The 24,685-nt window shown below is 57.7% G+C and carries 26 protein-coding genes; 10 read left to right on the plus strand and 16 right to left on the minus strand.

Annotated features, from left to right (window positions below; genetic code table 11):
• Positions 1-139 precede the first annotated feature (139 nt).
• The 5 genes from V9G17_04545 to V9G17_04565 all read right to left on the minus strand — a co-directional run bounded on the left by V9G17_04545 (position 140) and on the right by V9G17_04565 (position 3,913).
• Positions 140-673 (minus strand): peptidylprolyl isomerase, encoded by a 534-nt coding sequence (locus V9G17_04545; GenBank protein MEI2751849.1) that lies wholly within the window; start codon positions 671-673, stop codon positions 140-142.
• Between the two features lie 57 nt (positions 674-730).
• The gene (locus V9G17_04550; GenBank protein ID MEI2751850.1) at positions 731-2,083 is read right to left on the minus strand and encodes a DEAD/DEAH box helicase; all 1,353 of its coding nucleotides are present in this window, start codon (positions 2,081-2,083) and stop codon (positions 731-733) included.
• Positions 2,084-2,231: 148 nt separating this feature from the next.
• Complete coding sequence (locus tag V9G17_04555; GenBank protein MEI2751851.1) at positions 2,232-2,531, minus strand: RNA-binding protein; 300 nt, start codon at positions 2,529-2,531, stop codon at positions 2,232-2,234.
• Positions 2,532-2,810: 279 nt separating this feature from the next.
• The gene (locus tag V9G17_04560) at positions 2,811-3,560 is read right to left on the minus strand and encodes a hypothetical protein (GenBank protein ID MEI2751852.1); all 750 of its coding nucleotides are present in this window, start codon (positions 3,558-3,560) and stop codon (positions 2,811-2,813) included.
• A 107-nt stretch (positions 3,561-3,667) separates the two neighbouring features.
• A complete protein-coding gene (locus V9G17_04565; protein MEI2751853.1) occupies positions 3,668-3,913 on the minus strand; it encodes a hypothetical protein in 246 nt (81 codons plus the stop codon).
• A 201-nt stretch (positions 3,914-4,114) separates the two neighbouring features.
• Between V9G17_04565 and V9G17_04570 the strand changes: the two genes are divergently transcribed.
• Complete coding sequence (locus V9G17_04570) at positions 4,115-4,552, plus strand: DUF5069 domain-containing protein (protein MEI2751854.1); 438 nt, start codon at positions 4,115-4,117, stop codon at positions 4,550-4,552.
• A gap of 107 nt (positions 4,553-4,659) precedes the next feature.
• Entirely contained in the window at positions 4,660-6,138 is a 1,479-nt protein-coding gene (locus V9G17_04575) for a M28 family peptidase (GenBank protein ID MEI2751855.1), read from the plus strand.
• A gap of 105 nt (positions 6,139-6,243) precedes the next feature.
• Here the strand turns inward: V9G17_04575 and V9G17_04580 are convergent, their stop codons facing one another.
• From V9G17_04580 to V9G17_04605, 6 genes are all read right to left on the minus strand, one after another.
• A complete protein-coding gene (locus tag V9G17_04580; GenBank protein ID MEI2751856.1) occupies positions 6,244-8,409 on the minus strand; it encodes an amylo-alpha-1,6-glucosidase in 2,166 nt (721 codons plus the stop codon).
• A gap of 97 nt (positions 8,410-8,506) precedes the next feature.
• A complete protein-coding gene (locus V9G17_04585) occupies positions 8,507-9,850 on the minus strand; it encodes an MFS transporter (protein ID MEI2751857.1) in 1,344 nt (447 codons plus the stop codon).
• A 54-nt stretch (positions 9,851-9,904) separates the two neighbouring features.
• Positions 9,905-10,924: a BON domain-containing protein gene (locus tag V9G17_04590; GenBank protein ID MEI2751858.1), complete on the minus strand. Its 1,020-nt coding sequence runs from the start codon at positions 10,922-10,924 to the stop codon at positions 9,905-9,907.
• 224 nt (positions 10,925-11,148) lie between these two features.
• Complete coding sequence (locus V9G17_04595; GenBank protein MEI2751859.1) at positions 11,149-12,429, minus strand: MFS transporter; 1,281 nt, start codon at positions 12,427-12,429, stop codon at positions 11,149-11,151.
• 33 nt (positions 12,430-12,462) lie between these two features.
• Positions 12,463-13,536, minus strand: a complete 1,074-nt coding sequence (locus V9G17_04600) for a glycosyltransferase family 4 protein (GenBank protein ID MEI2751860.1) — start codon at positions 13,534-13,536, stop codon at positions 12,463-12,465.
• A 641-nt stretch (positions 13,537-14,177) separates the two neighbouring features.
• Positions 14,178-14,624 (minus strand): hypothetical protein, encoded by a 447-nt coding sequence (locus V9G17_04605; protein ID MEI2751861.1) that lies wholly within the window; start codon positions 14,622-14,624, stop codon positions 14,178-14,180.
• 59 nt (positions 14,625-14,683) lie between these two features.
• Between V9G17_04605 and V9G17_04610 the strand changes: the two genes are divergently transcribed.
• The 8 genes from V9G17_04610 to V9G17_04645 all read left to right on the plus strand — a co-directional run bounded on the left by V9G17_04610 (position 14,684) and on the right by V9G17_04645 (position 19,958).
• Complete coding sequence (locus V9G17_04610) at positions 14,684-16,234, plus strand: TolC family protein (protein ID MEI2751862.1); 1,551 nt, start codon at positions 14,684-14,686, stop codon at positions 16,232-16,234.
• A gap of 7 nt (positions 16,235-16,241) precedes the next feature.
• Entirely contained in the window at positions 16,242-16,925 is a 684-nt protein-coding gene (locus tag V9G17_04615) for a CPBP family glutamic-type intramembrane protease (GenBank protein MEI2751863.1), read from the plus strand.
• A 98-nt stretch (positions 16,926-17,023) separates the two neighbouring features.
• Entirely contained in the window at positions 17,024-18,043 is a 1,020-nt protein-coding gene (locus tag V9G17_04620) for a hypothetical protein (protein ID MEI2751864.1), read from the plus strand.
• Positions 18,044-18,055: 12 nt separating this feature from the next.
• Complete coding sequence (locus tag V9G17_04625) at positions 18,056-18,394, plus strand: DUF3147 domain-containing protein (GenBank protein MEI2751865.1); 339 nt, start codon at positions 18,056-18,058, stop codon at positions 18,392-18,394.
• 60 nt (positions 18,395-18,454) lie between these two features.
• Positions 18,455-18,721: a type II toxin-antitoxin system Phd/YefM family antitoxin gene (locus V9G17_04630; protein ID MEI2751866.1), complete on the plus strand. Its 267-nt coding sequence runs from the start codon at positions 18,455-18,457 to the stop codon at positions 18,719-18,721.
• On the plus strand, positions 18,718-18,927 hold the full coding sequence (locus V9G17_04635; GenBank protein MEI2751867.1) for a type II toxin-antitoxin system RelE/ParE family toxin: 210 nt from the start codon (positions 18,718-18,720) through the stop codon (positions 18,925-18,927). The genes V9G17_04630 and V9G17_04635 overlap by 4 nt, the downstream gene beginning before the upstream one ends.
• A 229-nt stretch (positions 18,928-19,156) precedes the next feature.
• Complete coding sequence (locus V9G17_04640) at positions 19,157-19,552, plus strand: nucleotidyltransferase domain-containing protein (GenBank protein MEI2751868.1); 396 nt, start codon at positions 19,157-19,159, stop codon at positions 19,550-19,552.
• A complete protein-coding gene (locus tag V9G17_04645) occupies positions 19,545-19,958 on the plus strand; it encodes a DUF86 domain-containing protein (protein MEI2751869.1) in 414 nt (137 codons plus the stop codon). The genes V9G17_04640 and V9G17_04645 overlap by 8 nt, the downstream gene beginning before the upstream one ends.
• A 33-nt stretch (positions 19,959-19,991) precedes the next feature.
• Here V9G17_04645 and V9G17_04650 read toward each other — a convergent pair whose 3' ends face one another.
• The 5 genes from V9G17_04650 to V9G17_04670 all read right to left on the minus strand — a co-directional run bounded on the left by V9G17_04650 (position 19,992) and on the right by V9G17_04670 (position 24,516).
• Positions 19,992-21,293: a CHC2 zinc finger domain-containing protein gene (locus V9G17_04650; protein ID MEI2751870.1), complete on the minus strand. Its 1,302-nt coding sequence runs from the start codon at positions 21,291-21,293 to the stop codon at positions 19,992-19,994.
• A 194-nt stretch (positions 21,294-21,487) separates the two neighbouring features.
• Complete coding sequence (locus V9G17_04655; GenBank protein MEI2751871.1) at positions 21,488-22,243, minus strand: hypothetical protein; 756 nt, start codon at positions 22,241-22,243, stop codon at positions 21,488-21,490.
• On the minus strand, positions 22,230-22,928 hold the full coding sequence (locus tag V9G17_04660) for a hypothetical protein (GenBank protein ID MEI2751872.1): 699 nt from the start codon (positions 22,926-22,928) through the stop codon (positions 22,230-22,232). Before V9G17_04660 ends, V9G17_04655 begins: the two co-directional genes overlap by 14 nt.
• Before the next feature lie 55 nt (positions 22,929-22,983).
• Positions 22,984-23,169 carry a hypothetical protein gene (locus tag V9G17_04665; protein ID MEI2751873.1) on the minus strand — a complete coding sequence of 62 codons (186 nt, stop codon included), beginning with the start codon at positions 23,167-23,169 and terminating at the stop codon, positions 22,984-22,986.
• A 75-nt stretch (positions 23,170-23,244) separates the two neighbouring features.
• Entirely contained in the window at positions 23,245-24,516 is a 1,272-nt protein-coding gene (locus V9G17_04670; GenBank protein MEI2751874.1) for a hypothetical protein, read from the minus strand.
• Between the last annotated feature and the right edge of the window lie 169 nt (positions 24,517-24,685).

Consider the following 24,685-nt stretch of genomic DNA (forward strand, 5'->3'; position numbering starts at 1 on the left):
GAATGGGGACAGGCCCTTGCGGCACAACGGCGCAATCGATGGGCCTCATGGAACTCCTGACAATGATGTCTGCGTAGAACGGCGGCGGTACAGCCGGCTTCACGCCGGCTGCCACGCCGATCAGGTAAGGAGAGCGCGCTTAGGGGGTCTTGCTTGCGGGAGCGTCCGTGGCATCGCCCTTTTCGACCTTGAGGATATTGACATCAAAGGTGAGCATCTTTCCAGCCAATGGATGGTTGAGGTCGATCAGCACCTTCTTGTCGTTCACTTCCAAGACCTTCACCAGCCGGTTATCCGACGCCTGCAAAATGTCCCCGACCTTGACGTCCTTGGGAAGCTTCTCTTTATCCACGCTCTGGCGTAGTTTATTGTTGTAGGGACCGTAGGCATCCTGCGCCGCCACCTCGATGCGCCGTTTCTGTCCGGCCTTCATGCCATCGAGAGCCTTTTCGAGGCCGGGGACAATTTCATGCGCCCCCTGTACGAACACAATCGGTTCCTGACCGACATTCGAATCGGCCACGGATTTGTCGGGAAGCGTCAGGATGTACTCCAACGACACTTTGACCCCATCGGTAATCGGAAGCTCGACTTGGGCGTACGCACCTTCACCCAAGAGCAGGCTACCCGCGGCCAGCTGCAGGCCCAGCAACAAACTCCGTCCAACTTTCATCGACACGTCCTCCTCAATCATGCCGGTCCGGCAATCCCTGCCGGACCATGCGATTCTTCAACTATTGCCACGGCGCGGCGCGGCGGGACGATCAGCACGCCAACCTCGACGACCAGGCCCGCCTCGCGCATCCTGAGGCGTGGAATTTTGACGCTCTCCTGCACGCCGCGGTCGGGCATCACGCCCCCGCCCATCATGTCGGGATTGGCCGTTTGACTCCGGCTCGTGCGCTGGAGGCGGCAGTGCCGCCAATACCGGCAAGGTCAGGCGCTTCGTTTGGATTCGCAAACGGCGCACCATGGCCAAATATTCATGCTCTTCTTGCGGAGAGAGAATCAAAAGCGTGGCCCCGGATCGTTCAGCCCGACCCGTTCGGCCCGTGCGATGCACATACGACGTGGGGTTCCCCGGTAATTCGTAGTGAATGACCTGGGACACCGTCGGCACATCCAATCCACGAGCCGCGACATCAGTCGCCACCAGGGTGCGCAACCGACCCGATCGGAACGCGGTGAGGGTCCGTTCCCGCTGGGCCTGTGAGTGATTTCCAGTGATGGCCCCGACCGAGGCCGGCTCTCCGCCGAGACGGGCAGCCAATCGTTTCACTTTGTATTTCTGGTCGCAGAAGACCATCGACTGGTCGCCGGACTCCGGAGACTGGAGCAGCGTGTGAATCAACTGCACCCGAGAGGATTCGCTGGGCACGACGTAATACGCATGCGTAATCGTGGTCGGCGTATTCACTCCGGGATCCACCGCCGTGCGAGCCGGATTCTTCAGCATCGATTCCGCGAGCGTCAGAATCTCCGGCGAAAAGGTCGCGGAGAACAGCATGGTCTGCCGTTGCGCTGGGAGCAATTGCAGAATACGCTGAATGTCACGCAGGAATCCGCGATCCAACATTTGATCGGCTTCATCCATCACGACATACTCCACGCCGCGCAGGTCCAAATGACGCGTTCCAGCCACGTCCAACAACCGCCCCGGCGTGCCGATCACGATCAACGGCGGCTGGCGCAACGCACGATAGTGCCGCTCAATGGGTACACCGCCGTACACCGCCAACGACGTCACGGACGGCGGGGCATACTTGCGCAGTTCCATTTCAATTTGAAGGGCCAACTCACGGGTCGGCGCGAGCACAAGGGCCCGCGGCGATCTGGCAGATCCGCCATGCGATGCGGAGGCATGACCGGCAGGCTTCCAGCCTTCTTTGACGGCCCGTTCGATCAAGGGAATCAGAAAGGCGAGCGTTTTCCCGCTGCCGGTCTTGGCCTGAGCCAAGAGATCACGCCCCTCCAACGCCAGTGGAATGGCCGCGCTCTGAATGGGGGTCGGCGCGGTGAACCCGGCCTGTTGTAAACGATCAGCGAGAAACGATGTAAGAGACAATTCGGCAAACGACACCATGCAACAACACTCCTAAATCTCTATCTTGGGAAAACAGGGGCAGATAACCTGATGGCCCTGCAGACCAGAGAGAGGACAACACGGTAAGAAAAACGCAGGGGCTACCCTGTCGGCAGCCCCTGAATAGGTATAGCGAAACGAGCGCAGCTTAGTGCCGGCCCCCGCCCATTCCACGTCCTCCGCCACCACCGGAGCGGGGCTCCTGCGGGCGGGCTTCATTCACAGTCAACGTGCGGCCACCGAATTGTGTCCCGTTCAACGCGTTAATTGCCGCCTGCGCCTCGGAATCTCCCGACATTTCGACGAAGCCAAAGCCTCGTGATTGACCGGTGAATTTGTCCGTGATGATGCGCGCCGACGTCACCGCCCCGTGCACCGCAAACAGGTCACTCAGCTGTTGCTCGGTGGTTGAATATGGCAAGCCGCCAACGTAGATCTTCGAACCCATTGGGTTCCTCCTTTGAGAATAAAATGGTGTTGTCTGGGACTCGAGAAAGAGACGAGGAAGGAATGGGGCGAAGATGCAAACACAGCGGCAATCTTAGCTCTGGCTTCCGAAATTCCCGGGAAGAACCCAAAACAACATCGAATTCGAGCCCTGTAATTCTTTTCCTGCTTCACCGCCAAGGCTCTTCGCAATGAAGCACCTTCACTGTATCCCACCAAAATGGGAAAGGCAAGCCTGAAATTGTCTGGCGAACCATGCCGGCCCGCCGACCATTGCGCCCTAGTACGCAGCCGGTGCCGAGAGGGGGCGGCTGGAATACAGTGGCGCCGCGTTGAAATTGTCGAATCGTGCGGCGGCCTGCCCCCGCACGACCATCCCCACCTGTCCGACTCCAAGTGCTTGATCCTCAACAGAAAGTGTCAGGCTCCCATCAAAAAATGTCTCCACAAAATCCTTGCTGATGATGGTGTTTCGTTGGACCCGGAGTGTATGCCACTCAACCGGCTTTACCTTCATCGAAGCCCGACCCAGGATCGCCTCTTTCCCTTCAATCACTCGTACCACTTCGATGGACTTCTGCGACAAATCCACCACGGTTGCGTAGTAATTCTTTGCATCTTTCAAGCCGAACACAACGCCGACCTGCCCAGACGTGGCATCGGCCCCCTGACGAATCCGAACGACGACTTCAGGATATTCATACTGAAATCCCTGGGCGACGAGTAACTCGACACAGGCGTGACAGGAAGACGCCCCAAGCACGACATTCGGTGATGACGGTGCGGCGAGTTGCGCCTCAACTTTCCACGCCCCGCCAGGCTGATCGCCCGAAGCAACAGCGAGGAATCCTCTTGGAACCCCTCCAACCTGATCTTTATCAAACGTCCAATCGTTGAAGAGCTGAGGATTGGCTTGCTGGCGTAAATGCTCGGCCTTCTCCGTCGACGTTTCCTTCGGCACGGCCCACGCGGTGACCGCCACGCCTATCCACATGATGGTCAACGCGACGACACTCCACCCCTTTATCATACGTCTCAGATAACCTTCAGAACACTGTTGACGATGACGACCAGTCTGTATCTGCCTCACCGACTCGGTTCCATATTGCACGGGAGCACTCCTCCTTCGAGCAGAGCTTACGATTTGGGCTGGACCTGCTTGAGCTGAATAATCTCCTGCTGAAATCGGTCGCGTTCCGCCAGAATCTTCTTTCGCCGCCAGCCGCGCGACGTCCACCACTTGATCTTATCCATGAACGTGACCACCGGGGGAGGCACACTCCCCGCAGGGCCGTGCTGAAAATCATACCCCTGATGGGTGCCCTGATTGTCACGAAACCGTTCGTATTGATGGTCGTACAGCCCCTTGCCCTGTTCTGCCATAGGTCCTACCTCTTGCCTCGCTGATCGATCTTGCCTTGCCCCATCGTGCGGGATCGCTGCTCGGGGAAAATAGGCCCGACATGCCCCTGATGGCCGATAGTACCTTGAGCCTTCAGCTCTCTGCAATGGGATCGGTTGGGTATGTTATAGTCCCTCCCATGAACACACAACCTCTCACACCCAGGGTTATGAGACCTCGCCATGGATCTTCGCCAACAGCCGCCACGACGATGGAGTGATACCCTGGTAGACCTGATCTGGCTACCGCGGTTGATTGATAAGGTGCGTGCTTTTCATGCCGGTACGCTCGGCACCTACGCCTATCCCTCCGCGCTGGACCTCTCCTTCATGCGGCACCTCCGGCTCACACCTGCCGATATCGAGCCGCTGGTTCGTGACATGACCTCCGATGACGCCATCGGCGCGGCCATTCGTCGGCGCATTCCGCTGACCGATGAGGAAATCCGGACGCGCTGCGCCGCGTTTCAAGAAAAATATCGGTGGGCATTCGCCATTCTAGACCGGGATGACGGCTATGTCCGTGGGCTGGGCTATCCGCTCCCCCAATTCCTTCAACGACCACTCTGGCGGTGGTATCAACGCTGGTCGGCTGAAAAAGCTTCGGCCACGTCGATCTGATGGACTGTCATCGTTTCATACCGCTTGCGTCTTGCCTGCGAGACTCCAGGTACACTGACTCGTCATACGTTGCTCGCCCCCCGCTCACACTACTGCTCATCCTATGGATGGCTCTGGCTGTCGCTCAGCATGTCGCCGCAGAGACGGTCTCCCCAGAATTGGAACAGGCATTGAGCTCGATTTCCAGCGAACGCATGCTCACGGATATCCGCACCTTGAGCGGACCGACGTTCAACGGACGCCAGACCGGCACATCCGACGACCTTGCTTCCGCCGAATTCGTGCGGCAACGACTCCTGGATCTACAACAGCGTCGCTCAGCGGGCTCCGAGTCTCCCGCCACGCCCGCTCGCCATCCCGCGCCGATCCAGATTCAGTCCGCTCCCGTCCGCACAACTCAGATCGGCGAGGGGGCGCTGCTCCAGATCGGACCGACTTTCGAGAGACAACCTGCCGCGATCGGCACTGACTATCTCCCGATCCTCGATACTCCTTCAGCAGAGCTCGAGGCTCCAATTGTCTTTGTCGGATACGGGATCTCCGACCCGGCCGGCGGACTCGATGACTATGCCGGTATCGACGTTCGAAACAAAGTGGTGCTGTTTCTCCGTGGAAAACCCGAACGGTATGCCACGCAGGTCTCCCACGCGGATAAAGTACACATGGCCCACGCGCATGGCGCCCTCGGCTACCTGACCGCAACCGGGCCGATCCTCAACGCGTACGAAACTCGTCGTGGTGTCACGGGTCGCCCGAGTGCGTTCTACGGGCTTACGGACCCTCAACGGACCATTCCAGGCGCCTGGATCAGTACCGCCCTCGCTGCAGCCATCCTCGACGCACAGCCGCCCGGCGCAGACAACCGCTTGCGTCGCCTCCAGCAACAACTGAACGACACCATGGCTCCGCAATCCACACACACCGACGTGTCCGTCAAGGCGCACTGGCAGAGTACGCAACAGGACGGCACGCTCCGGAACGTCGTCGCATGGCTTCCCGGACAGGACGCCGCTCATCAGAACGGCGCGATCCTGATCGGGGCCCACCGCGATCATTTTGGGAAACAAGGTGGATTACTCTTTGCCGGAGCCGACGACAACGCATCAGGCACCGCCGTGATCCTGGAAGTCGCCCGGGTGCTCGCCGCGATGCCCACCGGACCGAAACGTTCGATTCTCTTGGTGTCGTTCAGCGGAGAAGAACAAGGCTTGCTGGGATCGAAACTGTACGTGAGCCAACCCGTGCTGCCGCTGACCTCGACCATCGCCATGATCAACGTAGATCATGCCGCAGTCGGAAACGGACGACTCACCATCGGTGTGACAGGTTTAGAGAAACCTGCTGCGGAACAGGCCGGGCAATGGGCCGGACTTGCAGACCGTATCGATCTATTCGGCTTTTTTCCTGGGGGAGATCACGTCCCGTTTAAGGAGGCGGGAGTTCCCACCATCACCGTGGTGAGCGGCGGAGTCCATCCGCACTTTCATCAACCCACCGACACGGCAGACAGCGTGGATCCGAACATTCTCTCCGCCGCCGCGCGGTACGTACTCGCCATCGTCTGGCAACTCGCCGACGCGCCTTAATAGTACAGAAGCATCTGCGCAGCCTCTTGTGCACACCACTTGCACGCCCAACCGGATGCCGTTGAATCGGCGCTCACAGAGCGGCCGGCGCTTCCGGCACCGCCGCTACTTGAGCGAGACCACTTCGACTTTACCCACACGACGAATGACCGTGATACCCACATCAAGGTCATGTCGCCGTAGCAGCAAGTCGACAGACGCGGTGCCCACCTTCAGATTCTTGATCTGCATCTTGTCGATAAATTCCGGAAGGATCGGATGGGTGAACACCACCTTCTGCTCTGAGGCCAGGATCGAGAGCCCGAGGCAGGCCTGGAGCACCATAAACGCCGATCCCGCAGCCCAGGCTTGTGGATTGCAGGCCACGGGATACCGCGTGAGGCCCTGGCCCGGTCGGCGAACGAATCCACAGAACAATTCCGGCAACCGGTGGAAGTCGAGCACGAGGCTGACCTCGAACATGCCGGTCATAATTTTTTCCACACCGGACTTGAGGCCGTACCGGGCTAGACCGATCGCAATCATCGCGTTGTCGTGCGGCCAGATCGATCCGTTGTGATAGGACATCGGATTATACCGGCGCTCCGAGTCGGCAAGAGTGCGCACACCCCACCCGCTGAACGACTCATCGGTCATCAGCGTCTCTGCCACACGCCTCGCATGTTCGTCACTTGCGATGCCTGTGTAGAGACAGTGGCCGGCGTTCGAGGTCTTTACCCGACAGGGGCGTTTCTGTCCGTCCAACGCCAGGGCATAGGTCGACAATTCCTCGCACCAGAACGCCTCGTCGAACCGCTCCCTCAGCGACCGTGCCTGCCGACGAAGCTGACTGGCACGATCGGTATACCCGAGCGCGTCTGCCAACTTTGACGCCTGCACCTTGGCGTCATATACATAGCCTTGCACTTCACACAAGGCGATAGGCCCCTCAGCCAACGAACCGTCCTCGTGCGAAATCGAATCATGCGAATCTTTCCAACCTTGATTGTCCAAACCGGTGGGGGACTTCCGCACATACTCGACAAACCCGTCACGGTCGAGATCACCGAACGTATCCATCCAGGTCAACGCTGCTTCGAGGTTGGCCCATATCGACTGGATAAACGTCAGATCCGCCGTCCGTTCGTAATAGGCGCCGGCCAACATCACAAACAACGGCGTGGAATCGACACTGCCGTAATAGAGGCCGAAGGGAATCTCGTTCAACGCCGCCATTTCCCCCTTGCGGGTTTCATGGAGGATCTTCCCCGGCTCGGCATCCTGAGCAGGGTTCACCTCTTTGGCCTGTGTCGATGCCAGATAGGCCAGCACGCCGCGCGCTAATTCCGGTCGAATCCAGAGACACTCGAGCGCCGTGATGACCCCGTCCCGCCCGAAAGGCGTGCTGAACCAGGGCACACCGGCATAGGGATAGGGGCCTTCATTCGTGTCGGTCACCATCATCCGCACATCCAACACCGAGCGATTCCACCACTCATTGAATTGAGCGTTGGAGGTCTGAATGGTGCAATCCTCCGTCTGCTCTGCACCGAAGGCCAGCCCGGCTTCAGCCATCGCAGCATCATAGCCCAACGGCGTCCGCTGGCGGTCGGCCACGTCGCAGGCTACCATCACCGCCACCGCCGTTTCGCCTTTCGGATCGAGTTCAATGCTGAAGGTGGCCTGTGACGCGGTGATTTCCATCGGCTCGGGAGTAAATTGAATCCGTGCCTCCCGGGTCACCTCATCGAGACCCTCATACCGTAACACCAGTAAATCCTTCCGCAGGAGATTCGGCAGCATCCGACCCTTCCGCTCACGCTTTTTTCCGCGCACCTCAAAGATATCCGCAAAATCGGCCTCAAAGCGGATCGACAAGGTCATCTTCACCGGCGCTAAACTGTAATTGGACAGACGAAACCGCTCATAACTCACCCCATTCCAAAGAAAACGCGAGCGAAAAACATGCACGCTTCCCCGCGGGATCGCGATCCGTCCCTCCCGGTACAAGTCGGGATTGGTGAGGTCCACGGCCAGCAGAGCATTGTCCTCCTTGACCGTTGAACTGAGCAGCATCGGCCGGTCGTTGTTGAGAAACAATTCCTGCCGCGACAAAAACCGCGTCCCCTGATGAAAGACGCCCTGGGTCCCCCGCCCCACCGGCTGAATGTCGCCGTATCGATCGAACACACCGAACGTCTCCCCATGTTTCAGCACACGTGTGCGGTCGTCCGCCATCGACGAACTGGCGAGGATATAGAACTGATCATTGACACTGATAATTTCTTCCACGTCTTCCTCCCGTCCTCGCAGAATCACCGACACAATGAGTCACGTCTGACGGCCTGCCTCGCTCCGGTGCCTACTCCCGTCTCTTCGCTGAACCGGCTCAATGGCTCGTGGGCTGCGTGACCATGACCCCGGGGCGCACCTCGTCTTCAGACGGCAGGCTCGTCTCGGCCCAATTGGCCTGCACCCAGCGCGCCACCCGCATGGACACCAGCGCCGACAAGAATAGCCCCACACCAATCCCGAACACGCTGGGGCGCTCGCCAAACTCTTGCGTCACCCAGCCGAAAATCGTCATGCCGACGATGGCGGAGGTCATCGCGCCAAGATTGTAAATCGCCAGCACTCGCCCCAGCAGCGAGGCCGGAGCAATCTCCTGTAACACACCCCAGGCCACCGGCGTGAGCGTCCCGGTCCCCATCCCGATGATGACCATCAACGCCGCCGCAATCAACCGATTCGACGCCATAATCAATCCCAGCAGCCCTAGACCACTGATGAAACTGGACAGCGCCATCAACTGAATCCGTTTGGGCAGCGACCAGGTCGATAGGGACACCAGGCCCAGCGACACCAGCAACAACCCGATACCGAATGCCGACCAGAGGTATCCGACCTCAATAGGACCGAGGTCCAGCAACTTCTTGCCGAACACTGGAAAGAGCGTGCTGAAGGCGCTCGTGGCGAAGGTATACATGGACGCCGCTCCGATGAGCATCAAAATAATCCGCTGCCGATGGAACACATACTGGAAACCATCCAGCACATCGCGGAAGGTTCCGGCCAGCGAGCCTCCAGCGACCGACGGCACCGCCTCCATCCGTGGAAACTGAACACACGCAAAACAAACCGCAGAAATAACGTAGCTGACGGCATTCACGCAAAGCACTTCTTGCGAGCTCATGGTCGCAATGCCAACGCCGCTCAGGGCGGGCCCGACGATGATCCCGATGCTGGTCGTCGTCTGCAACAAGGCATTGGCGGCAGTGAATTCATGGCGGGAGACCAATGACGGAATGGCGGCGGTCAAGGCCGGGCCAAACACGGCGGAGGCGACCGCATGGACGAACACCATGAGGTACAGCCGCTCGATGCTGAACGAGTCCACCGGCAGCAAACAAGGCAATACACCCAGCACCAAGGCGCGAATCAAGTCGCTGCTGATCAAGAGAAGTTTCTTCGGCACACGATCGACAATGACCCCGATGAAGGGACCGAACAGAATGGGCGGCAAGGTCTGCAGCAGCCCGATCATGGTGGTCTTGAGCGGAGAGCCGGTGATGGCGTAGACGAACCAGAGCAAGGCGAGTTTCGACACACCATCGCCGATTTGGGAGACCATTTGGCCCCACCAGACCAGTGTGAAGTCGCGCGTCAACAGTTGCGGCGACCACTTCACGTTCGGGCGTCCCGTCTTTCCTCCGCTCACGTGCCGTGGTCCCATAGCGTCGGCAGCTTTCGTGCCGGACCTCCTATAGTCTTGGATTCATGAATCGCTCTACTCTCCCGCCACCAATCGCACGGCGTCGGAATTCACGGCACGCACGCCGGGCACCTGTCTGGCCGCTTGCGCCGCTTCGAGCACGATGATCTGAAACCGTGTCGCCCCGTTGAGGATGACGATGCCGTCCTCCGTTTTTACATCGAACTTGACCGATTGCAAGGTTTTGCTCTTCTCGAACCGCTCTTTCACCAATTGCGTGATGAGTTTGTCGCGTTCCGCGACAAGGCCATGGGCGGCGTCCGGTTCGATCTTGAGACGATTTTCAACTGCGTGCACGCCTTCGAGACAGCGAACGATGTCCGTGGCCACTCGCCGATCCGATTCCTGCGACACCTTCCCGAGCAGCACAAGATCCTTGTCCTTAGCATCAACCTCGATGTCATACGGAAACAGGTGCGGGTCCGCCATGAGCGCCAGCTTGGCCGTCACCATCGACGACCGGATCGGTTTCTTAACCTCTGGCTTGGTCTCTGGCTCGGCCGCTTTGAGACGATCTCCCCCACCCGGCTCGCTGGATGGAGCCTGTGCCTCGGCCGCCGGCTTCACGTCTGTCGCATGGGGCACCGTGGGACAAGGGTGCTCGACCGGCACATCGGCGTCTTTTGCTTTCGACTCCGGTTCCTTGGTCTTGGACTCCACCTCTTTGCCCTTGTGCTCGGACTCCTTGATCTTCGCCGCGGGTTCCTTGGCTTTCGACTCCGGATCTTTGGTCTTGGGCTCGGGATCTTTGGCCTTGGGATCCGACTCCTTTGCTTTCGGCTCCGCGTCCTTCGGCTTGGAGTCAGCCTCCTTGGATTTCTGTTCCGTGGGTTTCGAGTCAGGCTCCTTCGATTTCAGCTCAGGCTCTTTCGGCTTCACATCGAGGTCCTTCGATCGTTGCACCGGCGGAGCCTCGGACTTTCCATCAGGTGCCGATTCAGCCCAGGCCATCGAAGGCCCATCCCACAGCCCCACCGCAACCAATAGCGCTAACATTCCTGTTACGTAAACAGTCCGAATCAGCCGCATAGGCATGTGCCCCTCATGTGTTGAATGGAACCAAGACTTCGACGTCGATCGCCTTCACGCTCGTCTCGGGAAACGACGCATAGCTGGAAGAAAAGACATACGCGACGGAGGGGCAGAAAGCAACTCTGAGACTAGCAGGCGAAGGAGCCTCGCCCACATCCGCAAGAAAAAAACGCCAAACACGGTATGGTGGCCGAGCAGGCCGAGAAGAAACCGATCTGAGGGGGATATTATGCGACAGCCGGACTCACTACGAGGCCACGGCGGCTTACCTGCACCGTGACCATCGCAGTGAGCAATAAAACGATTCCGATCCCGATCAGGCTGACGGCAGGGCCTAAGGTATCCGCGGCCCATCCAAACCCGGCCATACCCACCATCGCGGAGGCCATCCCACCCACACTGAAGGTGGTGAAGACACGTCCGAGCAAATGCTCCGGGGTGACTTCCTGCAGCATCGCCCATACGACCGGATAAAAGAGGGAGGTACTCCCGCCGATGACGATGATCAATAAGAACGTGCTGAACAGAACCGGCGTCTGGATCAATCCCAACGCACAGACCGCGATGCCGCCCACCGTCAGCGAGCGCCCGATCTTGCTGATGCGATCCTGGAAGGTGCCCTGTGGCGTCCGAGCCAGCCAGATGGAAGCGGCCAACATCCCAATCCCCAATGCCGACCACAGCCAGCCCAACTCCATGGGGCCGACTTGCAGCAATTCCTTCGCCACAACCGGGAGGAGAAACACGAAGGCGCTGATCGCCAGGTTGTACAGCACGGCTGTAATCATCAACGCGAACACCACCCGGTGCTGGAGGAACACGAAGCGAAATCCGACCATCATGTCTTGAATCACCGGCGTGGCCAGCACATTGATGCCCTTCACCGTCCGGCTGTCCCGCACACGAATCGGCAGGAGGAAGAGCGCGGACACCAAGAAAGTCGCGGCGTCCACATAGAGCACATTCTGAGCACCAATCAACGCGATGCCCAGCCCGCTCATGGCCGGTCCCAACAAGACACCGATGTTGGTCGTACTCTGAATCAACGCATTCGCCGTGGTGAGTTGCGAACGCTGGACGATCAACGGCACCGCGGACGCCAGAGCCGGACCGAACACCGTGGACACGATGGAGACGAGGAATACCAGCACGTACAAGCGTTCAAGCGTCAGCATATCGAACGCATAAAACAGCGGTATCAAGAGCACCATCAACGTTCGCAAGAGATCGACGACGATCATGACGGTCTTTTTCGGGAGGTAATCGAGATAGACGCCGATCAGCGGACCGAAGAGTAACGGGGGAATCGTCTGCAACAACCCGATCGCGGTCATCTTCAGCGCGGACCCGGTCATTTCATACACGAACCAGAGGAGAGCCACCTTATTGAGACCATCGCCGATCTGGGAGACGACCTGGCCGGCCCAAAGGCAGCCGAAATCACGAGTCCCCAATAACCGCCACCCGTTGACTTCCGACTCAGGGGTAGATTGCGACTCAGCTGCCATGCTTGTCCTTCCGCGAGGTGAATGTCGCGCTGACTAGAGGTTCGACACGTGTTGCTGCCCGGGCTTCCCAGGAAGCGCAGCCGTATCCGTGATGAGCTGTTGATAGATCTTCAGATAGTCGTTCGTCATGCGTTGAGCGGTGAATCGCTCATCGAACACTTGCCGGCAGCGGTTGCGATCGATCGTGCCGAGCTTCTCCACCTGACTCACCATTTCATTGAGGTTTTCGCTGATGAAACCCGTCACACCGTGGCCGATAATTTCTGGAATGGAACCCCGTCGGTAAGCGAGAACCGGTGTACCACAGGCAAGGCTTTCGATCAACACGAGGCCAAAGGGCTCCGGCCAGTCATAGGGGCAGATCAGACCGATGGCATTCCCGATGAAGTCGCTCTTCTCCGCATCGGTAATTTCACCCACGAACTCGATCAGGGGATGATCCAAGAGAGGCTCCACGACCCGTTCGAAATAGGCACGGTCGGCCGGATCGACTTTCGCCGCCATCTTCATGGGTATTCCGACCCGTTTGGCCAATTCGATCGCTTGATCGGGACACTTTTCCGGCGAGACTCGACCGAGAAAGGCCAGATACTTGCCCTGTTCGGGATGGAACTTATAGAGGTCACTGGGCAAGCCGTGATAGACGGTATTGGCCCAGTTACACCAAGGTAACGGCCGGCGCTGTGAGTCCGAGATGGAAACCAGCGGCAGCTCCGCAAAGTCACGGAAGACCGGCACGAGTTCAGGCAAATCCAACCGGCCGTGAAGCGTCGTCACAACGGGGACGCGGCAGCGTCGGGAAAGCGAAAAGGCCAGAAAATCGAGATGGGAGTGAATAAGGTCGAATTGGTCGGCAGACGCGAAGACCTGCTCCATCATCTGAATGAGCGGCGCTTCGCGGTTGAAAATCCCGGTATTCAAACGCAAGGCCTGCTGACAGGGCGCTTCCAGCTTTGCCTTCGTGACCGAATCGCCGCTGGCGAACAAAGTCACCTCGTGCCCTTGACGGACGAGTTCTTCCGTCAGGTAGGAGACGATACGCTCCGTGCCTCCGTACAATTTCGGAGGGACGCTCTCCCAAAGCGGCGATACCTGGGCAATCCTCATAAGGACAATCTCCTTTGGTCTTGAACGGTCAGCGGCGAGTGGCAGGACCTGCGACGCTGCTCACACCGAGCCCACCATCAGCCGCCGCATTCTTTCTGTTCTGCCTATCCGATTCAATTGACATCTTTGACATGGACTGATTGTTTTTGTCGTCTGCCTGCCGTCCGGATGCCGATAGAATGAGCGTTGGCAACTACCAACGGGCAAAGCAAGCGTTGTACCGCCGCACAGCGCACACATCACATGCACCCACATTTGCGAATAAAATTATTACGAATCAACGACTTAGAATGATTAAATAACCGTGTCGCCGTGAAACCAACGCTGTGCAGACCTGTGGATTCTGTTGATAATTCAGGCGCCCGCCCCAAAACAGCTGTGACAGCCTTGCCTTGCGGGACCAAACCGCCACAGAAATCCCTCAGTCCACACCGAATCAGAATCGACGAATCACGATCGCGGCCTTGAGAGCCTATCTGAACGACTGCCGAACCGAACGACTGCCGAGCGATTGCCAGGCTGGCGCAGACGCGCAGACAAGACGATTCTTGATGAGGCGTTATGTAAGGAAGGAATGGTGCATCGACAAGCGCGGGCGCGAACCCACAACTGCCGCCGAGGCAAAGCATGAGAAGTGGCGGCTAAGGAATGTCCTCGAGGAGGCCGGACTGAATGGGCAGCAGTGGACCCGCTTCACGCGACACGGGGGGAAAAATCACCGGAGAACCGACTTGATTGGCCCCTTGAATCAGCCCCACCGACAGTTGCGGGCCAAGGGTCATGACGGCGCCGCTCCAGGCCTGCCCTGTTGCGGGATTACGAAAATTATATGATTCGAAGTTATTCCCGAAGTTATAGATATACCCCTGAGTGCCTTGAGTATCGACATATAAATTGCCGGGACCCACGAGACTGAACAGTGGAGCCACCCCACCATTAAAGCCACGCACACCCGAGACAGATTGCGCCGCGGCCGAAGCAGCCACGATCAGTACAGTCAGCCCCGCGACCGGCAAGATTTTCATCGGGACATTCACCGCCGCGAGGCCCCTTGCCAGCATGGACACTGACTTGTGTTTATGGTACACGCCACTATCATTGTGCCATCAATATGACTCAACCCAGACCTCGCATCAAGGAGATTGTTATGACGAATGCAATCCGCCGGGGGTGCTTGCTCACCGGGTGTGCAGCGGCGCTCATCCTCTGGACGGCGCCAGATTCTTCCGGCCTGGAAGTGAACAAGCCGGTGCCGACCGAACGCCGCGAGGCCATGTCGCTCGCCGATGCTGTGCTGAAAGCGCTCCAAAGCAATCTCGACATCCATATCGGCCGTCAGACGCGAGAGAGCCGCCTGGCCGACATCGTGATCGAGCAGGCAAAGTTCGATCCGACCGTCAGCTTGAACGGGCAATACAACCGACAGGTCGCACCGCTCAACCGGCCGATCCTGGGCTTCACCGGCGCGAACCTACAAGAGATCACAAAGTTCGACCAGAACACCTCCACCGTGACCGCCGACATCACCCAGAATCTCCCGACCGGCGCCAACTACGATTTGAACTATAGCCCCCAGCGCAACTATGTGAGCGGTCCCAATACGTTCCTCTTCAACCCCGCCTGGACCGGCGGCCTCGCACTGACCGTGACCCAGCCGCTGTTGAAAAACTTCGGCACCGACATTAATCGGACGTTCATCTCGATCGCGCAAAACAATGCCACCGTCGAACAGCATGTCTTCCTCGACCGTGTACTGACGGTCATCGCCAGCGTCGAACAAACCTTCTGGGAAATGGTGTTCGCGAATGAGAACCTTAAGGTGGCCCAGGCAGCGCTGAAGGCGGCGGAGGAACTACTGGCCAGCAATCGAGCCAAAGCCAAGGCCGGCGTGATGTCGATCGTCGATGTTCTGCAGGCGGAAGCCGCCGTGGCCTCGCGAGTCGAACAGATCCTCGTCGCGGAAAAATCGATTCGGGATCAGGAAGACCAACTACGCCGTCTCTTAAATCCCGACGAAGCAGACCTCCGACAGGACCTGCGCCTCATCCCGACCGATCCACCCGTCACGTCGCTCGAGGCGATCAGCCTACAGGAAGCTATCGATATCGCCATGGAGCGTCGGCCGGAGGTTTTGCAAGCAGGGAAGAATGTAGAGAGCAGCGACCTGAATGTGAAATTTGCCAAGAACCAACTTCTCCCCACCCTCTCCGTCCAAGGCACGATGGGACTATCGGGACTCGGTGCAGACTATGGCGATTCCACCAGACGGAATTTCGGCGGTGACTTCTACAACTACGGCGCCGGCCTGGTCCTGAGCTACCCCATCGGTAACCGGTCGGCCTACAGCACCTACAACAAACGGCAGCTGGAATCGCGCAACGCCCAGTCATCGCTCCAGAGCGTCCGGCAACAGGTGATCGTCGGCGTTCGTGAAGCGGTCCGTCGCGTTCACACCGATTTCAAGCGCATCGAAACCACCCGGTCGGCCCGCATCATGGCCGAGAAACAATTACAGGCTGAACAGGAACGGTTGAAGGTCGGCCTCAGCACGACACGCTTCGTGCTGGACTTTCAGCGCGACCTGGCCACCGCCCAAGGGAATGAGCTTCGCGCCGTCCTGGACTACAACAAGTCCCTGTCGAATCTGGCCCGCAATAAAGCCACCACCCTCGAGCGATATAGCCTGCAGCTCGAATAACCTGCTCATGATCAAGCCTGAAGACGCGCCATCAACCCATGCGATTCAGGCCAACGAACGGGGAGCAGCCCTTGTGCTGCTCCCCCTGACCGCGACGATCCTGTTCTACAGCTCCCCGACCACATTCCAACAGCACAGCCTCTTTCAGTTTTTTCCCCAGGCCTGCGCCTATGCGGCCTTCTTCGCCTGGAGCACGATCAACGGACGCACGGCCCAGCGTCTCGGACTCACAAGCCGACTCATTCCGCAGGGGCTCCGTTGGGGCATCCTCACCGGCCTCGCACTCGGGCTGATTAATACTCTCGTCATTCTCTACCTCGTCCCCTATTGGGGAGGAGACTATCGGTTTCTCGCCGATACACCCCACGCCAGGATTCCGCAACTGATCATGGTGCCCTGGTTCATCCTGTTCATCGCCACGATGGTCGAGCTGAACTTTCGCGGATTCATCCTGGGGCGCCTCCTCGCACTGAAGCTTCCAGTACCGATCGCCGTGTCGATGAGTGCCCTGCTGTTTGCGTTCGACCCCTTTCTGGTGGCAACCTTTCAACACCTTCATTGGATTGCCGTCTGGGACGGGCTGGTCTGGGGAGTCCTCTGGGTCATGCTCAGAAACCTCTACGCCACTATCGCGGCCCACGCCGTCGAAGTCATCGTCTTGTACAGTGTCATACGCGCAATTCTGGCCTGACGCGGCCCTGTTCCGGCAGCCTGAAGAACCTAAAGTAACAGTTACACTCACGATGGATTCATCGCTCCAGGCAACGTGAGAGAAGGCCCCATCAACCCATGAATCCCTCCTTCTCCAGCCACCTCGTGAATGACGTCTTCGGCGATCCCGGCCTATTCGTGGAGGTACGCTGGTCCAAACGCGCGCTCCTCTTCGACCTCGGCCATAACGATGCGCTCGGGCCGACCCGCCTGTTGCGCGCCGGCGATATCTTCATCTCGCACACCCACATGGACCACTTCATCGGGTTCGATACGTTGCTCCGAGTAGCCCTGGGCCGCGGCAAAACGCTCCGCCTCTACGGGCCGCCTGGCCTCATCGCCAATGTTCAAGGAAAACTTCATGGCTATACCTGGAACCTCGTGGCCGGATATCCGCTCACCATCACCGTGCAGGAATTCCACGAGCAGGTCATCCGACAGGCCACCTTCCCGGCAATCGACGGCTTTCAGCGCCATGACACTCCGGACGTGCCTCGCATCAATCGCCAGGACGGTCATCGCTTTGCCGTACTCGAAGATCCCATGTTCACCATCGAAGCGGTCGCGCTCAATCACCGCATTCCCTCCCTGGCCTATTCGCTGCAAGAACAGTTTCACGTGAACGTCAACAGGGAGCAGCTGCATGCAGCCGGGCTTCCCGTGGGCTCCTGGCTGAAAGAAGTGAAGCAGTACCTCTGGCAGAGCAAGCCGGACGATTTTCGATTCCAGGCCACGCTCTACCATGAACACCACAAAGAGGAGCGCGAGTTCGTCCTAGGCAACGTTCGCGAGCGATTCATCACCATCAGCCGCGGACAGAAACTTGCCTATGTCGTGGATGCCCGCTACGACGAAGACAATGAAGCCAAGATCGTCGAGCTTGCGCAAGGCGCCGACATCTTTTACTGTGAGTCCCCCTACCTGGAACAGGATGCGGACAAGGCGAGGGACCGGCATCATCTGACCGCACACCAAGCCGGCGTGATGGCAAAGAAGGCCGGCGCGCGCGAGCTGGTCGTCTTCCATTTCTCCCCGCGCTATACCGGACTCGGGCATCGGATCGAGGCGGAAGCGCAGCAGGCATTTCGAGGCAGCTGAAGGAGGTCGCGGATGGGTGAGTGGGCTAAGTACGGATTGTACTTCTTATTGGGCGGCACGATTGTCAGCATCTCCACCTATCTGGGATCGCAAGGCCGGTCGTTCCTTGCCGCCTTCGCTAGCACCTTTCCTGCGATGACCGGCGCGACCTTCATCCTCATCTACCTCAACGGCGGCAGTGAACACCTCGTGACCTACGCCAAGAATCTGCTGTGGTTCGTGCCGCCCTGGCTCGTCTATGTCGGCTGCATGATTTATGGAGTCGAACGTGTCGGCTTCTGGCTCTCCATGGCCGGATCAATGGTGCTCTACATGTGCTGCGTGGGGTTGGTGAAACTGCTGGCGCGGTAGGGCTTACAACTTGTCGGATGAGACACAATTGCGTACACTCCGCATCAACGAGGTATGACGATGACAAAAACCATGTCGCTCAAGCAGGCCCGGTCCCGATTTTCCTCCTTGGTGGACAATGCCGATCGTTTGTCCGAGCGGGTCATCGTGACAAAAAATGGAACCCCTAAAGCGGTGGTGATGGGGGCGGAAGAATTTGAAAGCTGGGTTGAAACGTTGGAGCTGCTCTCAAATCCCAAAGCGGTCAAGGCTCTTGAGCAGGGACAGAAAGAAGCCAAAGCAGGAAAACTTCGGTCGTTCAAGGACGTGTTCGACGAAAAGCAGTGAGACAAGCGAGACTCACCCCACAAGCTATTAAGGATGTGGTCTCCTTCGACGCCGGAACCCGCAACAAAATCAAAGACGCCATCCGCCACCTCGCAAACCATCCCCTCGAAGGCAAACCGATCAAAGGGAAATTTCAGAAAGAAAAGGTCTGGTCCTACCGAGTCTGGCCCTATCGAATCCTTTACCGGAAGACCGGCAGCGAGTGATTGGATATCCTCTCAATTGAATACCGCAAGGATGTCTATCACTAGACCGTCTTCACTCCCAGCAGATGCTCGTCAGATTGCAGCGTTTCCATAGCCGGCACATGGTCCTGGACATGTGTTGGTGGGGCTGGTGAAACTGCTGGCGCGGCAACACTTCCTTGCACGAAGTGGTCTGCTTCGACATTTTTCCAAGCGTCACGTATACTCCGGTCAATCAGCAGGCATACCGATGGACACACCCTCGATCACACAGTTTCTTAACGAACGGATTCTCGACTTGGTGGCGGTCTACCAATTCGGCTCGCAAGCCCGTGGTACCGCGCGGCCAACCAGCGACATCGATTTGGCTGTCCTGAGTGCCAACCCGATCCCCGCCGAGCAGATCTTTCACCTGGCCCAGGAGCTAGCCATCTGCCTCCATCGCGACGTCGACCTTGTGGACTTGCGCAGCGCTTCGACCGTGATGCGCATGCAGGTCCTCACGACGGGACAGTGCCTGGGCACAAAAAACCTTCAAGCAAAGGCTGAGTTCGAAATGTACGCCTACGCCGACTATGCGAGACTCAACGAGGAGCGGCGCGACTTGGTGAAGAGCATCAAAGAACGCGGACTGGTTTATGGCTGATGATGTGATCCTCAACAAAGCCGCGAGCATCGAACGATGCCTGCGCCGCATCACCGAAGAATTTGCGGGCGACCGGCAAAACCTGGCCGCCAATCAAACCAAACAAGACGCCATCGTCCTCAACCTGCAACGAGCCTGTGAAACCGCCATCGATCTCGCCATGTATGTGATCAGCCAGCGACGACTCGGTCTTCCCCAAGAAAGTCGTGACGCATTTGCGCTGCTACAAACGGCCGGCATCCTTCCGTCCGAGCTGGCGGGCCGCATGCAGCGCATGGTCGGCTTCCGCAACGTGGCCGTGCACGAATACACCCGCCTCAATCTCGACATCGTCCTCACAATCATCACCAAACATCTGGACGACTTCCGCACCTTCTCCTCGACCATCGTGAAGGCCTGCGCATAGACTGAGCCGGTGCTCTCAGGAGCACCTCGAACGTCACCCGCCTACAAGACCCTTCACTGAGACAGCCCGGGCAAGTCTCGCTTGCAGGGCAGCGATCCCTTCGCGTCGAAGCAACCCAGGGAGGCTCTCCCCCTCAGGTAATAAGAGAAATGTCAGCCGCGCAATGGATTCACTGGGGAGACTGAAGAGCTGTCGCAGAAACCCGACGTTCAGCTCCGACTGATGGATGGGCCAGATCACCGTCCGGGCACACATCAAGAACTTGCCCAGACGATCCCGGTATTCAGCAAAATCGAGCGGAGTGACATATACGGCCTGCGCCATGCCTCCTTGAACAAGCAGCACCACGTCCCAAGGTCGCTCCGCCAGAACGACCGAGGAGGGAAAGTCACGTCCCTTGGACGCAGAAAAGACGAGTCGATTGGATCGATGAGGCGAGAGCAGCTGATACCCATAAGGATAAACGTGCGATGACCAGGTGAGGGGCACATCGGGCCCAATCGACTGCTCGTAGAATCCGCAACAGTGACCTTCACGGTCTCGCACCGGCAGGAGAAGACTGTTATCGGACTCGCCGGCTTTGAGCCGATCTTCCAAGCGACTCAGCCATCCATTGACACCGGCTTGCTCAACCTCGTCAGGACTGAACCCCACCACTCGCAACCGCGCCAAGAGTTGCTTGCCCAGCGCATACGACATCATTCTAATGGAAAATCTTTCTGCCGTTCCAGCAGTAACGCCCTGCTGATCCAACCAGCCGCGAGCCGAGGCTCCTTCCCGACGGCAAATTAGCGACTCCCAAGCAAAATGGTCGATTTCATCGATAATGCAGTGGAATCGTTTCAGCCTCGCTCGCTTACCTTGTAACTCCTCCGAAGCCATGAGCCCCGTCACCTGCCGAACCGATTCCGACAGACTGCGCCCCTCCATGCGCGCATAGAAATCCAGGGCATGCCCACCCGCAAGGCAGTCGGTACAGAAATAGGAATCGTCACGCCCATCGACCAGCAGCGAATCAGTCCCATGGCGGCAGAATGGACAGCTGCCAGTGATGCGGTTAATGCCATCAGGGGTCGGCTTAAGCGTAATGTAGCGTCCGATCAATTCGGCTGCATCGAGATCGTCCAGCAGATTTTCCCACTGTTCGGTCGCCGACACATCAAGCGCGTGGACAGGAATATCAGAAGAAGAATCACCAGACATTGCCAAGTGGCCGATGCTGGACAGGGGCCCGATGCTGGAACATCGTGCGTCGGCGCCGTCACTCTCAGCAGAAAACAGCGAACCAGTCCCTATCACCGCCAAGGTTTTGAACAACATCCTCCTCGTGAACATGACTTTCCCTCCTGCGATTGCACTGAACGATCTTTGATTTCGAATAAGGGAAAGCTTACGACGAGGGTGTGACAGAGAAGGTCACAGAGACAGTTGGAGAACAAAAATGAAGCGGAGTGCCTATATAAAAAATCTAGACAGGACTCAGCAGCTAGACCATCTTCTATTTGCCATGCATGATTTCTTGATTTTACCTAGTCCAGCCAACCACGTTGCTTCAGAGCTGCTATCGCCTCCGCTGATTTAGCGGAAGTCGGGCTCCAACGGCTAAGATGTGGTAACCCAATAAGACGAACATCCAGCGGACCAGACGAGAGCCTATACCTCCCCTTTTGGCCTTTGATAGAAAATGTGCCGTAGGCCTCGATCGGATCACCCAAAGGACTCACACCTTCCAGGTGCTTAGAAAAAAGCTGGTACGCAGACCGGCTGCTCCCTTCCCTGTTGGAAATCGCGATGATGATTTCGGGCCGCACTCGTTCGAGAAACTTTACGTGCCACGGCCATGATTGATTGAAGAGCTCGTCTTTTTTTCCAGCTATACCTGAAGAGTCTGGAGAACGAGCAAAGATTGCGTTGGTCGAAAATATACGCCGCAAGCTCTCACGCCCTCCTGCCATACAACAATTTGCAAACGCCGATATATTGGGCTGCAGGGCCGACTCCCACTTCTCCCCCTCACTCTCCACGAGATAGGCGCTCCAATCCTTCTTGCCGTCTGCGCCATATCTGACACTGAGAGACGCATGGTCTTGCCTATCGGATGGCTTCTCAGCTCCCCCAGGGTTGAGCCCCACGATGTAATATTTCCCCTTCTCCAGCGTCATCCAAGGATTCGAATAGAAGACCGAGAAGGAAGAACGCCCAAGCTTCTCCAGGCTCGTGGCGGTGCTTTCCAAGACTTCCTTTATGAAACAATCCTTGTCCTGGCTCACATCATAGTGATCCATCCTTCGCCACCTCCGTATCTAAGACATCCGTATATCCATCATCGACGATCTTCTTGAAATCAAATCCAGGCAATATGAAATTTGTTTCCACCATTCTCCGAAACAGGTCCTCCCAAAGAAGCAACCCAAACCTGTTGGAGTACTTTAGCTGTGCCAGCTTAGCAGCATTATAGATATTAGTATGGCAACTAATGGGGATAACCAACAGAACTTCCGTCCGGTGCCCGTTTGCCTGCAGATGATCCGAAAACTTCACATACTTCTCCAACTGCACGTTTTCTGCCCTAGCACCCACCGTCTTACATTCGAGAATTAAATGTGTCGAAAAACCGCCGCATTCTGTCGGCGGTAGCCTAACAACAATATCGGGCCGGATTCCCCCCATTGTTGCATCTGCACCGTAATAGTCAGTGAGGCGCGTGGGCTCAATACACAGATCATTCCGACAGACCCCGTCTAAGTGAATGTGGGAGTTTGGTTTTCGTGATTCATACCAAGGCTCTTTTTTCGCATCAGGCAGGCACTGGTAGACGTTCAAAGCACCCGCCCGCTCCTTTTGAGCGCCCAGGTGAAAAAATAACAAGCCTAATACTGCAGTCCAAAATGATTCAGAACAGTGCGGCAACGCATTGGCGGTTTCTGAATCCCCCTTAAACAAATACGTGAGGTTATTACCTTTCGCCATTCGGCACCTCCATCGACCTTATTGCGACAATGCTCGGTCTTCCTAGCTCAAAATTTCACGGCCGCACGCCGCAGCGTAGTAGCACGGCCCTCCGCACCTTGTCGACAGCATTGAGCCGCGCAATAACATCATCAATGTTATTGGCCTGTTCAAATTCCGGCTTCGTCTCGTCAAACTCTCTCCGGCAACTGATCTGCTCCTGAATGACCTGTGCCAGGGACTTGTTCAGGGTGACCTGCATGAGCGAGTCGGCAGGAATCACGATCTACAAAATAAGCGGCAACAGCCATTCCATGACAAGCCTCCTTCGCGGAAGTCATTCACCCATCCACTGATGAAACGGGATCGCCTGACTTATCGCATCCTGCACCGCTTGGTGGCCGCCCGACTGCAGCAAGGAGAGCAGCCCGCCTTCGGACGGTACGGTCATGACATAAAGTTGCCTCGCCTCACGTTCAAATCTTTCAAGAAAACCAAACGCCGTCACCGGCCTCCCTCCTCGGTGATCGAATGCACAGACGAAGTCCTGGCCGGAAGCTAGCAGCGTCCGTAACCGAACGAAATCGGTCGCACTGTCGAACAGGTAGGCCACCTTCTCAATGCCCGCATTGTGCAAGGCGACGACCTCCCAGGGTGTCTCCGCAATCAACAACCTCTGATGGCGGTTGAAATCTTGTGGCCAGACGGGATGGGGAAAGATCAGTCTGCGCAGCCGTCGCTCCGAGATGGATAAGGTGTCCTGCCTCCACCCTGTCTCCAGAGAGCCATGCCCCAAGGTGAGTCTGTGTTTCATGAATCCCCAACGACGCCCGGCCGAGTCGCAAATTGGGATGAGCAGGTGGCCGCCACCGAATCGATCGATCTGCTGCTGCTCACCCTCCTCGTTCACCCGAACCGTTTGCAGCAGTTTGGGAATCACATACCCTGCCGCCACTAAATGGCGGCTTAATAGATCCTCCGGATCGGGCGGGGCATACCCCATCTGAAACCGTTCGATCATGGACGGCGCGATCTCTTGTTTCGCTAGACACTCCCGGGCCACCGCCCCTTCCGGTCTTTCGCAAAGCAGGACATGGTAGAAGCGCTCTGCTTCCTCCAACATCCTGTACGCATGTTCGTTTTCACGGCGACGGCCATTGAGCCCTCCCTCACTCAACAGCGCATCAAGGCGCGCCGCCGCCACCTCATGCGGCAGTCCTTCAGCCCTCGCGTAACACTCAATCGCGGATCCCTCTGCCTCACACCACATGCAGCGAAAAGATTCCGGCCCCACGCGAAAACCCGCCTCGCCGCAAAACAAGCAATGGGAACTGCCCTGGATCAGATTGACCTCGGCTGAACAGGGCATGCTTCGCGCCGAAGCCACGGACGCGACGACCTCCACACAGTCCAAGTCATCCTTGAGGTTTTCCAACCCTTCCAGTTCCAGGAGGGCCCCCTCGCGTCCTGACTGCGAACCATCAGAAACTGGCCCATGCCCATGCGGCGCTTCCGGCACTGAGCCATGAGCGGCCCGATCGAACCATGGCATGAGGGCACTCACCCCGAATGTCGCGGCAGATTTGAAAAGACTCCGTCTCGTCAGCATGACACCCCCTCCCCGGGTACATTGATGAGAGGACGCTACCATGCAGGCGTGACAGAAAATGTCACAGTGCAGCGGGGATGGATTGGACAAAGAGAGGGGCCAAACCGCTCTGATGCCCCGCCATTGGCGATGGGCGAGTTGCCCTCCAACTGCGCGCGTCCAACGAGAA

The organism is Nitrospira sp., assembly GCA_037045225.1.
Lineage (GTDB): Bacteria > Nitrospirota > Nitrospiria > Nitrospirales > Nitrospiraceae > Nitrospira_A.